The 12,596-nt window shown below is 45.7% G+C and carries 11 protein-coding genes; 4 read left to right on the top strand and 7 right to left on the bottom strand.

Annotated features, from left to right (window positions below; genetic code table 11):
* Nucleotides 1-72: 72 nt before the first annotated feature.
* The 5 genes from fni to H6F52_RS14015 all read right to left on the bottom strand — a co-directional run bounded on the left by fni (nt 73) and on the right by H6F52_RS14015 (nt 4,323).
* Nucleotides 73-1,146: a type 2 isopentenyl-diphosphate Delta-isomerase gene (gene fni / locus H6F52_RS14035; RefSeq protein ID WP_190535612.1), complete on the bottom strand. Its 1,074-nt coding sequence runs from the start codon at nt 1,144-1,146 to the stop codon at nt 73-75.
* Between the two features lie 88 nt (nt 1,147-1,234).
* Nucleotides 1,235-1,771 carry a bifunctional pyr operon transcriptional regulator/uracil phosphoribosyltransferase PyrR gene (pyrR, locus tag H6F52_RS14030; protein WP_190535610.1) on the bottom strand — a complete coding sequence of 179 codons (537 nt, stop codon included), beginning with the start codon at nt 1,769-1,771 and terminating at the stop codon, nt 1,235-1,237.
* 168 nt (nt 1,772-1,939) lie between these two features.
* A complete protein-coding gene (locus tag H6F52_RS14025; protein WP_190535608.1) occupies nt 1,940-2,557 on the bottom strand; it encodes a peptidoglycan-binding protein in 618 nt (205 codons plus the stop codon).
* 244 nt (nt 2,558-2,801) lie between these two features.
* A complete protein-coding gene (gene cbiB, locus H6F52_RS14020) occupies nt 2,802-3,935 on the bottom strand; it encodes an adenosylcobinamide-phosphate synthase CbiB (protein ID WP_190430628.1) in 1,134 nt (377 codons plus the stop codon).
* Nucleotides 3,880-4,323: an Rrf2 family transcriptional regulator gene (locus H6F52_RS14015; RefSeq protein WP_190410794.1), complete on the bottom strand. Its 444-nt coding sequence runs from the start codon at nt 4,321-4,323 to the stop codon at nt 3,880-3,882. Before H6F52_RS14015 ends, cbiB begins: the two co-directional genes overlap by 56 nt.
* A 394-nt stretch (nt 4,324-4,717) precedes the next feature.
* Here H6F52_RS14015 and H6F52_RS14010 point away from each other — a divergent pair, with 394 nt between their 5' ends.
* On the top strand, nt 4,718-5,131 hold the full coding sequence (locus H6F52_RS14010; protein WP_190410793.1) for an AbrB family transcriptional regulator: 414 nt from the start codon (nt 4,718-4,720) through the stop codon (nt 5,129-5,131).
* 79 nt (nt 5,132-5,210) lie between these two features.
* Here the strand turns inward: H6F52_RS14010 and H6F52_RS14005 are convergent, their stop codons facing one another.
* Complete coding sequence (locus H6F52_RS14005) at nt 5,211-7,169, bottom strand: chloride channel protein (protein WP_190535606.1); 1,959 nt, start codon at nt 7,167-7,169, stop codon at nt 5,211-5,213.
* Nucleotides 7,170-7,428: 259 nt separating this feature from the next.
* On the opposite strand from H6F52_RS14005, the gene H6F52_RS26135 reads away from it, so the two are divergent.
* Entirely contained in the window at nt 7,429-7,554 is a 126-nt protein-coding gene (locus H6F52_RS26135) for a hypothetical protein (protein ID WP_277879652.1), read from the top strand.
* 550 nt (nt 7,555-8,104) lie between these two features.
* Nucleotides 8,105-9,757: an alpha-amylase family glycosyl hydrolase gene (locus H6F52_RS14000; protein WP_190410790.1), complete on the top strand. Its 1,653-nt coding sequence runs from the start codon at nt 8,105-8,107 to the stop codon at nt 9,755-9,757.
* Between the two features lie 367 nt (nt 9,758-10,124).
* Here the strand turns inward: H6F52_RS14000 and H6F52_RS13995 are convergent, their stop codons facing one another.
* The gene (locus H6F52_RS13995) at nt 10,125-10,358 is read right to left on the bottom strand and encodes a hypothetical protein (protein ID WP_190410789.1); all 234 of its coding nucleotides are present in this window, start codon (nt 10,356-10,358) and stop codon (nt 10,125-10,127) included.
* 490 nt (nt 10,359-10,848) lie between these two features.
* On the opposite strand from H6F52_RS13995, the gene H6F52_RS13990 reads away from it, so the two are divergent.
* Nucleotides 10,849-12,516 (top strand): alpha-amylase family glycosyl hydrolase, encoded by a 1,668-nt coding sequence (locus H6F52_RS13990; protein ID WP_190535604.1) that lies wholly within the window; start codon nt 10,849-10,851, stop codon nt 12,514-12,516.
* Nucleotides 12,517-12,596: the final 80 nt, after the last annotated feature.

Genomic DNA, 12,596 nt, shown 5'->3' with positions numbered 1-12,596 from the left:
TAATGGGTAATTGGGAATGGGTAAAAGTTTTAAGCTTTGAATTCACTTATCGCTTTCCCATTTCCAACACAGTTATCGTAATGGTTGCAACGCGCCAGACTGTTTCAGACCAGACAAGGTGGGATTGCCAGTGCAGAATAATACAGTGGTGATTTCAGCGACTAATACTTCAACCAAAGCATCAAGGGCGTCTTCCGATTCTACGGCTGCCTGGAGAAAAGGCCACGCCAGACCCGCGAGATCGGCTCCTAGCGCGATCGCTTTTGCCACTTCCAGACCGTTGCGTAATCCCCCAGAGGCAATCAAGGGAATATTTGGGGCAATGGCTCGAATACTGGTAATGCATTCTGCTGTGGGCAAACCCCAATCAGCAAAAGTTAGTCCTAACCGGCGCTGCTGGGCATTTTCAGCCCGTTCACTCTCCACCTTTGCCCATGATGTCCCACCGGCACCGGCAACGTCAATGGCGCTCACACCCGCATCAATCAACTTCTGCGCGATCGCAGCGGAGATGCCATTTCCCACCTCTTTGACAATCACGGGTACTGGTAACTTATGGCACAGATTTTTAATTTTGTCAAGCAAACCTCGGAAGTTGGTGTCACCTCTGGGTTGAATGCACTCTTGCAAGGCATTGAGATGCAAAATCAAGGCGTCTGCCTCTAACAAGTCAATTGAGCGCAGACATTCATCAACTCCATAGGTATAGTTAAGTTGCACCGCCCCCAAGTTCGCAAATAGGAGAATATCGGGAGCAAGCGATCGCACGGCGAAAGTTGAAGCAACCTGGGGATTCTCCACCGCTACCCGCTGGGAACCCACGCCCATCGCTAGGTTATAGCGTTGCGCCGCAGCAGCTAGACGATAATTAATCATCCTCGCCAGTTCCGTTCCCCCCGTCATCGAAGAAATGAGCAAAGGCGCACCAAGCTGTTTTCCCAAAAATGTTGTTGAGATATCAACTTCACGTCGATCTAACTCCGGCAAACAACAGTGATTAAAGCGGTAGCCTTCCAATCCATTCGTTGTGGAGTGAAATTGCACATCCTCATCGAGACAAATTTTTAGATGATCTGCCTTTCTCGTTTGGGTTTCTTTGGTAAGAGCCGATTTATTAATCAATCTACTATCTCCAACGTTCTGCATAGACAGCGCCTGACAAATCTGTACAGACTGGTTTATTAACAATCTCGATTTTCCCACCAACACACCAGGGAAACCGAAGACAGACCGCTTAAACCTTTAATAATTCCACAGCATCTCGTCCATCAATCTCTTGTAAGTAAACCTTCACCTGTTCTTCTTTGGACGTTGGCAACTTCTTGCCCGTGAAATCCGGGTGAATGGGTAACTCCCGCTGCCCCCTATCCACCAGAACGGCTAACCAAATCGCCGCTGGTCTACCATAATCATTTACCGCATTCAGGGCAGCACGAGCGGTACGCCCTCGATAAATGACATCATCCACCAACACTACCGTCTTACCAGAGAGATCGAAAGGGATGTCAGTTTTGGCGGGTGTGCGAATGCCAATTTGATCCAAATCATCTCGATAGAAGGTAATATCTAGCGCTCCCACGGGCACTTGCACTTGTTCGAGCGCTTCTATCTGACGAGCCAAGAGATTGGCTAATACAGCGCCTCTGGTATAAACACCTACTAGCACTAACTCAGACAAGTCGCGTGACTTCTCTACCACCTGGGAAGCGATACGATTGAGGGTTCGACGGATTTCGTCTGCGGAAAGAATTTCTACAACTTCGGGAGACATGGTTTAGGAAAATCCGATGATAACTGCGGACAAATTACAGCCTCAGTGTACAAGTTCACCTAAACCATCATCGTTATCATTTCAACAAAAATAACTTCCTGTTCCTACCAGGAACAGGAAGTTATGTCATTGAGTATAGATAGCTCAATCTCATCAAGCTATATAAGATTAGTCAGCGGCAAGTGCTGCTTTCGTTCTTTGCCCAACTATTCCGTCAGCGAATAGCCCTCTGCTTTGCTGAAATCTTGTGACGGAGGTCTCGGTTAACCGACCATAGTATCCAGTAATTGGCCCGTTGTAATAGCCCAAGCCTTTCAAAGTATTTTGAAGCCTCGTTACGGAGGAACCGCTGCTGCCGCGTTTCAGAGTGCTGCTGCCAAAACCACCCCCCGTAATCGGTTCATCATAATCACCACCCCGATTTTCTAGCGCTGCTAGAGTTCTAGAGCCTGCAACGCCATCGGCTCTCAGCCCAACCGCTCGCTGAAAACTGCTGACAGATGCCTGCGTCAATTGACCGTAGTATCCAGTAACGGGGCCGTTATAGAAGCCTGCGATTTTCAGATTTCTCTGAAGCGTGGCAACTTGAGAACCGCTATTTCCTCTCTGGAGTGCTAATGCATGACCGGCTGTCCCGATAACGGATAAGGCAAGGGCAACGGATAGTAATCGAATCCATGCTGAACTTGGAAGCGGGTTCCGATTTTGGAACAATTTAAATTGGTGAGGCTCCGAGTTAGGGTCTTCGTAATTGGCAGATAAATGAAGATATGCAAGAGTTTCCATCGTTTTAGTCGCAGATGATAACTTCGTAGCTCAGACTTAGGCGATCGCTTCCGTGGTTTAGCGGGGGTTAAGTTTTTGGGTCGCATCTCCTCATTGGCATTTCACTTGACCAATCACTAAAAAGTGCGATCGCTTTCCCAGATGAATCAGTGATTGATTACCCTTCAACTGGTTGCTCTATATTCAAAGATATGCTTACACCTATTCAGTAGCCATCGCCCGTTGAGTTCACCTGATAGGGCGATTAAAAAGTCATCAAGTTGATTCCAAGCGAGCGCCCATTTCTAAACCCCAACAGCAGCAAGATAGCGATCGCTATCCCCAACCAAATCAAAAAGTTATATCGTGTTAACTGCAAGGCTTGTTGAATGCATTCTGCATTGATAGGCTGGAGGTCATCTCCCAGTAAGGCTTTGTGTTTAGCAACGCCACGATACCAATTTGTGCCCCCCACCTGAACGCCCAAAATTGCCGCATAGGCGCACTCACTCCAGCCAGAGTTAGGACTAGGATCTTTCGTCGCATCGCGTTGACAAATACTCCAAACATACCCAGGTTTTCTAGATAGTAAAGCCAAGGTAATCACCGTGAAGCGGCAGGGCAACCAAGTCAGGATATCTTCTAATTTGGCACTAAACCAACCCAAATCGGTGTAGGGTGCTTCTCGATAGCCGACCATTGAATCTAGGGTACTGGCGGCTTTATAGGCAAGGGCGAGAGGAACCGTTCCTAGTAAAGGTAAAAATGCCCCGATAATCGCATAAAAAAGGGGTGCCATTACTCCATCGGTAGCATTTTCTGTGACGGTTTCCAAAACAGCCCGAAGAATTTCTGTTTTATGAAGATTTTCGGTATCACGCCCTACATATTGGCTTAACTTAGAACGCGCCGCGACAAGATCGTTCTCATTTAGAGGTTGCAAGACATCTTCAGCAGCAGCTCTCAAACTTCGACCGGCGAAACAACTGGCGAGTAAAATACTTTCTATCGCAATTCCTAAAAAAGGATGCACCCAGTTCGCTGCGTGAACGATTAACCACCCCATCCCGTAGCTGCCAGTTATCAGCCCAATTCCTAAAATTACTCCAGCCCATCGGAGCGTGAGAGGATGACTAAATAATTGGAAAGCCATCTGGCTGTAGCGAGAAATTAGCCAGCCCATGACTCGGACTGGGTGAGGCCAACCCCACGGATCGCCGATGATGTAATCAAAAAGGGAAGCGATCGCTAATGATAGGACTGAGGAATGAGAAAGCAGGACTGCGGCAAATAAATCTTGGAAATTCACAACACCAAAGCTGCTAGAGATCCGCTGACAGTTTCTATACAACAAAACTGGTTTCTTCGCCTTGGGCTGCTTGCCAACTGCGAGCGTCATAGTAAAGGTCTGCCAGTGTAATACTGTACAACGCTTCTTTAAGTTTTTGATGCAATCGGTGCCAAAGTGTAAACGTTACCCAATCCTCAGCAAGCTCTGCATCTGGGGTATGGCGAGGCAGCGGTTCAATTGTTTCACCGACTGCTTCTAATATTTGTCCTAGGGAAATTTGTGCCGGGACGCGGGATAGTTGATACCCCCCCTGGGCACCTCGAACTGATTGGACTAACCCAGATCGACGTAACTCTATCAACAATTTTTCCAGATAGGGTGCGGGTAAGTCTTGCCGAGTTGCGATCGCTTTTACAGAAGTTGGTCCATACCCAGGTTGTAGACTCAAATCCAGCAGTGCTTTAACACTATAGTGTCCGCGGGTTGTCAGCTTCATACTGGAAAATATTCCTTAGGGTAATGGATAATTAGTCAGTGGTCATGAGGCGGTAGTCAATGGAAAAAAAAACAGCTCAGAAGCGATCGCTAATGATAGACTAACGACTACCCTACAGCGTACCCCCTTCATTTTTTCTCAGGTTGATGCTGTGAGGAACTCCGATCATCGAGATGCATCGGTTGTTCGCAAGGCACAGATATTTATGCTTAAGCAAGAACTTGGATTAAAAAGGTTAGTAGTGAATAAATTATCGATCTTATTGAACTAGCTTTCCCCAATCCGTATGATATAGTTTTATGAGCTGATATAAAGCTAAGCTAAAATTAGCTTAGAAACAGTCAGTCGAAAACACTGTACACACTCGCTATTCCTTACTTTTCGCTCCAAGTTGATGAATAAAAAGAAAAAGATCGATCCCTTAACGGGGGAAGCGCTAGTCAAGAAAGTTAAAGAGCTAGAAAACCTCAGCAAAGAAGAAAAGGCTAGAGCCTGCGGTTACTACACTGTTACCAAAAGCGGTGTAGAGCGGGTGAATATGATGAAGTTCCTGAATGCTCTCATTGATGCTGAAGGAATTGAGTTAGACGGCAAACAAAATGGTAACGGACGTGGCGGTCGAAGTGCCAGCTACAAAATTAGCGTGCAATCGAACGGCAACTTACTGATTGGTTCTGCCTACACCAAACAAATGGGTCTAAGGGCAGGGGATGAGTTTGAAATCTCTCTGGGACGGAAGCACATTCATCTGCGGCAACTGGATAGAGAAGAAGGCGCTGAAGACGAAGAATTGGAAGAGGCATCCTAAAACTTTAGTTTTAGTTAGCAGTTATTCGTAATGAGTCATTGATTTGTAACCAATGACTCATTAGCGATTCTCTAAATTTTCAAACTGTTTGCTTGAGGGGCGGTAAATTTAACTCTTTCGACACTGGATTGAGGGGAAGATAGCGGCGCAGTGTCTTGCGAGTGGCAGCGACACTATAAGCTAAAGCGATTCCCTCTTGTTCCAGCACACCTAACACTTGTTGGGGGCGATCGCGGTCAACGACGGGTAACTGGTGGAGACCGCGTGCTGCCATCCGGTCTATCGCTTCTGCTACCGATTCATCAGGGTTTGCATACAGAATTTCAGTAGTACAGATGTCAGCAACTGGCTGATAAGCCAGATGACTGGTTAAATTGTTCGAGACATTGCAAAGAACGTTGTTTGTTTCTACTGTTTCAGTAGGAGCGGTAACTGGCGTTCGAGCTGTAGACATTGCTCGATTAATATCCTGTAAAGTGACGATGCCAATTAACTGCTGGGCATCATCAATGACTAAAGCACTGCGGCAGCGACCATTGGTTAAAGCTAAACCTGCCTCTAATACTGATAAAGAACCACTCAGCATCAAACCTGGTACTTGCATTGCTTCTGCAACTAACATTTGTTGCAAAATTTCTAACTGCTGGTCTTTCTCCACATTGAGTTCCAGCTGTTGAAGATTTTGACCTTTCGTTGGCGCTGACTTAAAGCGCTCCACCAGCCAAATGCTCAAACCGACTGCTGCCATCAGCGGCAAAACAATCCGGTAGTCGCGCGTTAGCTCAAACATTAACAGTATCGCTGTCAGGGGTGCCCTAGCGCTGCCAGCAAGAACGGCTGCCATTCCCACCATTGCGTAAGCTGGAGGTGCGGCAATCTGAATTGGTGCGCCTGGAAGCATCGCTGCCAGGATTTTTCCATACGCTGCCCCCAAAGAAGCACCGAGGAACATGGCAGGGGCAAAGATACCCCCCACCAAACCGCTACCCAGACTAATCGCCGTCACGATCAGCTTAACCGCTAGTAGGACGAGGAGTAACCCTAACGGAAAATCCACATCCTGAAGCATGGCGGCAATCGTTTCGTAACCGATTCCCAGAATTTGGGGCCATTGCAAAGCAACCAAGCCCAAACAGGCACCACCAATTACTGGACAAAGCGATCGCGGTATCTTTCCCAGCCACTCAAAACCGGCAATCTGTCCCCGAAAGAAACTTCGAGCCAGTTGAATTGACTGGGTATAGGTCAGCGACACCAAACTTGCTAATACCCCCAATCCCAGATAAAGCGGTAATTCTAGAGGACTACGGACTTCATAGACGGGCAGCGTAAAAGCTGGTTGGGCACCCAAACCAATCTGAGCAATTAAAGACGCCACAACTGCTGCCAGCAATACGACGCTAACCGCTGAAGTTGCAAAGGTGGTTCCCAAGACCACCTCTAAGGCAAAGAAAACCCCGGCAATCGGGGCATTAAAACCAGCCGCCAGACCCGCCGCTGCTCCAGCTCCCAGGAGTAACTGCTGCCTTTCTCTGGAGACTTGCAGCACTTGACCGAGCAGCATTCCAAAATTGCCGCCAATTTCCACGCTCGGCCCTTCTGGGCCTAAAGAGGCTCCACTACCGAGGGAAACAGCAGCCGCTACCATCTTGGTGACGGGTCGCAGGGGTAGCAACTCTCGGACGCCTTGGGCCGCGGCAATCAGTGAAGAAATACTCGGCCCAAAATCGGGCCAAGCAAGACGCATTAAACCAACGATTAATCCTCCCAAAATGGGAATACAAGCTAAAGTCCAGGCACCCCAGCCTCCAATTATCCCCATCACCCCTTCCAGCATCAAGCTGTGGATGACAGCGATTAAATAGTGAAACGTGACAACGCCCATCCCGGTGCCGGTGCCAATTAGTACAGCCAACAGCAGGACGACGCTTTCGGGTGAGGGTTCGAGTCGATTGAGAATTTTAGTAAGACGAGAAGCCGGAGAAGTTGGTGCGGATGATTCCGCCAACAGCACATCTGACAATGGAGTGGCGCTCATTGATGGAGGTTAACAGGAAAAATGAGAAAAAGCTTAATTTTTATTCATGATTTTCATTGTAACTGCGAGCGATTGGCTATCAGCTTTAAAAGGCGAACAATTAGGGAAAATTTTGGGTTTTTAGCCTGCATAAACAGAGCATCCGGCATTTTGCTCGTTTTATGGTTTGCATGATGTACAACTTTGATGTGTGAAACCTTAATTTCTATCCATAGCGATCGCTATAGATATACTGTTTGCCACTCTCAAACAAAGCCGGTTGAATCAGGAAGCAACCCAACTCGAATCTGGAGCAGCCATTCAACGTCTGTGTGTGTTGGCGTTGTCTGCTGCTGTGCGTCTGCTTCAATTCCTCAAAGGCTTGAAGATGTCACTCAATCAGTAACAGTCATCTTCTGTGATTCCCAGCAGTATTGCCTCACAGAGCTTGCACCCATACTTAATGGTCACTTAATAGTTGCATCCCAAAACAATGAACTCTTGTCCTCCCCTAAGGTTGGCTTAGGCAACTTAATTGCTCTACTAGACGGTTGACTCGGCTAGTAAAGCCAACGGACTACCGAAATTGCCACTCTTTTTCAGGATCTGCGACAGTTTGATTCTCTGTGTCTCGGTTGGTCTTTAGCTTCTTGCCTAGATGTGTATACACAGTAGTCGCTTGCAAAGGGACGCAGGGGTGGGGGTCTCCCCTATTTCAGCCAACTGAAATAGGTAAATTTTTTCTACAACCGATCGCAACAATAACGCTAAATTCGGCATTAATCGCTATTAATCGCTGAAATTCAGCTTAAATTACCTTTAGCATTCATTACCACTTCTCTCCTGGGAATTAGGGCACCAGAGGCAACTTTATTTCTCAAGAACGATACCTCAGCGGGATGAAAAGGAGAAAATACTGCTCTAAGCATTTTTTTCATCAAACTCCAAACACTTCTATGGCAACTCCGATTGAATTTAATTTATTTGCTCCCTATAACAATGGAGCTGCTTTAATTGGGGATTTTTCTAACTGGGAAAGCATCCCAATGAAAAAAGGTAATGATGGTTATTTCCGTACCACAGTTGAACTGGAAGATGGAGTTTATCAATACAAATTCCGTGTTCAATCCAAATCTTGGTTCTTTGAACCAGATCAATGGATAGAGGTAGTTGACCCCTACGCCACCGATATTGATAATCCCACCCAAAACGGTGTTGTGAGAATTAAAGATGGTGAGCGGATTGTGGATACATACGTTTGGCAACATGACGATAAGCCACTGCCAAGCGATCGCGAATTAGTCATTTACGAATTGCACGTTGGCGACTTCTCCGGTGGTGAAGATGATCCCTACGCCCGGGGCAAATACGAACACGTTGTAGAGAAATTAGATTACCTATGCGAGTTAGGAGTTAATGCCATTGAGTTAATGCCAGTGAAGGAGTATCCAGGGGACCATAGCTGGGGCTATAATCCTCGTCACTTCTTTGCTACAGAATCCAGTTATGGCACAACTGAAGGGTTAAAAAACCTAATTGATGAGTGTCATGGTCGTGGAATTCGCGTCATTATGGACGGAATTTTTAACCACTCAGAAGCAGAAAGTCCACTGACGCAAATAGACCACGATTATTGGTACCATCATTCTCCGCGCGACCCTGATAATAACTGGGGGCCAGAGTTTAACTATGAACACTATGATGAAAATCTAGATCTTAAGCCTGCATGGAAGTTTGTTGGCGATACCGTGCGCTTCTGGATTCAGGAATTTCACATTGATGGCATTCGCTACGATGCAGCCAGACAAATTGCCAACTACGATTTCATGCACTGGATTGTTCAGGAAGCAAAAAATGCAGCTGGGCCAAAGCCCTTTTACAATATTGCCGAACACATTCCTGAAACCCCCAGCATTACCAATGTAGATGGACCAATGGATGGCTGCTGGCATGACAGTTTCTATCACTGCATTCTAGAACATATCTGCGGCGATACCTTTGACTTAGAGCGTCTCAAAGATGCCATTGACTGCAAGCGGCAAGGCTTCATGGGTGCTACGAATGTTGTGAATTACCTGACGAATCACGACCACAATCATGTTTTAGCTGAGTTAGGCGATCGCGGCATTTTGGATGAAGAAGCATTTAAGCGGAGAAAGTTAGGTTCTGTCATCAATATGACCGCTGTCGGCGTACCTCTGCTGTGGATGGGTGAAGAGTTCGGAGAGTATAAATACAAAACAACTGAACAAGCAAAAATTGATTGGACGCTCTTAGGTCATGACCTCAATCGCGGGATGTTTGAGTTTATCAAAGGCTTGATTCATCTCCGTAAAAATAATCATGCCCTCTACACCGAAAATATTGACTTTATCCATGAAGATCCAGAAGCAAAGGTATTAGCCTACAGCCGCTGGAATGGCGAGGGTTCTCGTGTTGTCGTTGTTGCAAACTTCTCTGACAATTTCCTAGGAGGCTATCACGTTCCTAACTTCCCCGAAGCAGGAACCTGGCACGAATGGACTGGCGATTATGATGTCGAAGCAGGGGAGGATGGCATCCAGCTCGACTTAGGAAGTTACGAAGCCAAAGTATTAGTTTGGCAGTAATCGAAACTTGCTAAAGCCTTGAACAGTAGCTTCTCTTTGCCGCCCTTAAAAAAGCAAAAAACTACTGTGTCTATACAGTGAACCTGCCAGTCTCGTTTTACTCCCCGTTAGCCGCTGCGCTAATGCTCTGCTATGGCGCAGCGTGGATTGGGGAATTGAATTATTCGTTAATATACTGCCTCACAACTCGAACGGTATTAAATGGATAGGTTTAGGAAAACAATTATTTCCTAAAAGAAGTATTGATTAGAGCCTTGCTTTTTAAGAAGCGAAGTTTCAACCCTTACTAGAGGTAAGAGCCGAAACCCATAAGGCTAATGAAGCAACAACTCTATTAGATACATTGCCTAAAAATCAGTGGATAATTTTAAGCACTTTTCAGTTGCTGGCTCTGCGTACTGGGTGCTAAAGCCCAACCTTCGCATCTTAATTTTTGGTAGGTTGCCCAACCCTTAGAACCGCCTGGAACTGGATAGTCTGGTACAGCATATTCGGGAAAAGCCGTATAAGGTCGCCACGGTTGATTGGGTGCAGTTCGTAAATGCAACAACTTTTCTCCACTGACTCCCATCGCTGGCAACCAACACATTTGTTTCAACATTTGAAACTCCTTAATTCAACTTAGAAATAATTGATTAATCAGACAATCTCTTTCTAGGAAAAACTAGATAGTAACTGCTGCAAAGCAGTAAGCAAGCATGATAAATGCAAGACCGAGACTAAGAGTAGAAAGTAGGGGAATCCATTGTAATGTACTCATCTTCAGCTCCTTTGAGCTGTTATTTATGACCCGATCTTCCCTATTCATCCCTGAATTGACATCTCTCGCTAGCCTTATTTGCAGTCTTTTTAAACCTATCTCTTAAAGTTTAGAAAATAGTTTTTGTCTACTTCTCCAGATATAAAAATCCGGAAGTTAGTTAATTTTGTTTTTGAAGATACAAACTTTATTAATGTTCTGCTATTTCTCAAGATAGATAATTCAGTATAATTCATTACTAAACTTTAAAATTATAAATGCAGGCTTCAAAAATGTTTGCAAAGAACCATTGGTCAACTAAGTAAGCGAATCTACTTCATTAAAAGGTTTTATGGCAGCAGTCGAATTCAATTTATTTGCTCCTCGCAACCAAGGAGCGGCGTTAATCGGCTCTTTTTCTAACTGGAAAAACATTCCAATGGAAAAAGGTAAGGATGGCTATTTCCGAACCCAGGTAGACTTGGAGGATGGCATTTATCAATATAAATTTCGAGTTCAATCGAAAAGCCCAAAATTTGAACCCGATCAATGGGTGGATGTAATCGACCCATACGCTACAGACGTTGATGAAGCAAGAGGCCACAGTGTCGCGCGGATCAAAGATGGGAAGCGAATTGTTGATACTTACGTTTGGCAGCATGACGATACGCTCTTGCCAGACAATCACGAATTAGTCATCTATGAAATGCACGTTGCAGATTTTTCCGGTGGTGAAGATGACCCACACCAGCGAGGCAAATACCAAGACGCGATCGCTAAGTTAGATCATTTGAGCGAACTCGGAATTAATGCCATCGAATTGATGCCAGTAAATGAGTATCCCGGTGATTACAATTGGGGCTATACAGTCCGCCACTACTTCGCTACAGAATCCAGTTACGGCTCCACAGAAGATTTGAAGCGGTTTATTGACGAGTGTCATGGTCGAGGCATTCGCGTTTTCATGGATGGGATTTATAACCACACAGATGAAGAATGCCCGTTAATGCTGATTGACCGGAATTACTGGTACTACGAGCATATGCATTATCCAGAAGACCCGGGTAATTACTGGGGACCAGAATTTAACTACGACAACTACGACGAAAAGTTGGATGTTAAGCCTGCTTGGAAATACGTCGGAGATGTGGTGCGTTTCTGGGTTCAGGAATATCACATTGATGGGATTCGCTTTGATGCCGTGCGCCAATTGGCAAATTATGAATTTTTGGATTGGCTTGCGAAGCAAGCCAAGAAAAATACTGCTCCTAAGCCGTTCTACAACATTGCCGAACATATTCCCGATACCAAAACCGTAGTTTATCCAGAAGGCCCGCTGGATGGTTGTTGGCATGAAAGTTTTCGCTACTTTGTGCTTCCACATATTTGTGGCGAAATGTTTGAATTAGAAAAACTGAAGGAAGTTTTAGATCCGAGAAGGCAGGGTTATACGGCTGCTACGAATGTAGTGAATTATTTGGCAACTCACGACCGCCAACGTTTGATGAGAGAATTAGGCGATCGCGGGATTTTTGACAAAGCCGCATTTGGCAGAGCGAAGTTAGGAGCTGTTTTGTTAATGACGGCGGTAGGTGTGCCAATGCTCTGGATGGGAGAAGAGTTTGGAGAATACCAGCGCAAAAGTGAAAACGTGACTCAGCCCAAGAAAATTGCTTGGCCTTTGTTGTCACAAGACTTAAATCAAGATTTGTTTGAGTATTACAAAAGATTAATCGCTCTCCGGAAAGAAAATCTGGCTCTTTGTAGCGACAACATTGAGTATTTTCACGAAAATCCAGAGGCAAAAGTTTTGGCGTACTACCGTTGGAACGAACCTGCTTCCCGTGTGGTTGTTGTGGCGAATTTCTCAGATAAGTCTCTGTCAGGGTATCGCATTCCTAACTTCCCATCCTCTGGGACGTGGCAGGATTGGATGAATAACTCCCGCATCGAAGCTGGAGAGGATGGCTCTCTAGTTGACTTGCCAGAGTACGAAGCGAAGGTGTTTGTCTGTCAGTAACCGAATCTATTGCTTGGAAGAATCTTTCAACTCAAGGAGGGACAATTGATAAATTGTCCCTCCTTGACGTATGGCGTCTC

This window comes from Coleofasciculus sp. FACHB-542 (assembly GCF_014695825.1).
Lineage (GTDB): Bacteria > Cyanobacteriota > Cyanobacteriia > Cyanobacteriales > FACHB-T130 > FACHB-T130.
This window is presented reverse-complemented; position numbering and strand designations above follow the sequence as displayed.

Excerpts from the sequence above, each read along its gene's own strand:
- H6F52_RS14025 (WP_190535608.1), bottom strand. The coding sequence starts at position 2,557 with ATGGAAACTCTTGCATATCTTCATTTATCTGCCAATTACGAAGACCCT.
- H6F52_RS13990 (WP_190535604.1), top strand. The coding sequence starts at position 10,849 with ATGGCAGCAGTCGAATTCAATTTATTTGCTCCTCGCAACCAAGGAGCG.
- fni (WP_190535612.1), bottom strand. The coding sequence starts at position 1,146 with ATGCAGAACGTTGGAGATAGTAGATTGATTAATAAATCGGCTCTTACC.
- H6F52_RS14010 (WP_190410793.1), top strand. The coding sequence starts at position 4,718 with ATGAATAAAAAGAAAAAGATCGATCCCTTAACGGGGGAAGCGCTAGTC.
- cbiB (WP_190430628.1), bottom strand. The coding sequence starts at position 3,935 with ATGACGCTCGCAGTTGGCAAGCAGCCCAAGGCGAAGAAACCAGTTTTG.
- H6F52_RS14015 (WP_190410794.1), bottom strand. The coding sequence starts at position 4,323 with ATGAAGCTGACAACCCGCGGACACTATAGTGTTAAAGCACTGCTGGAT.
- H6F52_RS14000 (WP_190410790.1), top strand. The coding sequence starts at position 8,105 with ATGGCAACTCCGATTGAATTTAATTTATTTGCTCCCTATAACAATGGA.
- pyrR (WP_190535610.1), bottom strand. The coding sequence starts at position 1,771 with ATGTCTCCCGAAGTTGTAGAAATTCTTTCCGCAGACGAAATCCGTCGA.
- H6F52_RS13995 (WP_190410789.1), bottom strand. The coding sequence starts at position 10,358 with ATGTTGAAACAAATGTGTTGGTTGCCAGCGATGGGAGTCAGTGGAGAA.
- H6F52_RS14005 (WP_190535606.1), bottom strand. The coding sequence starts at position 7,169 with ATGAGCGCCACTCCATTGTCAGATGTGCTGTTGGCGGAATCATCCGCA.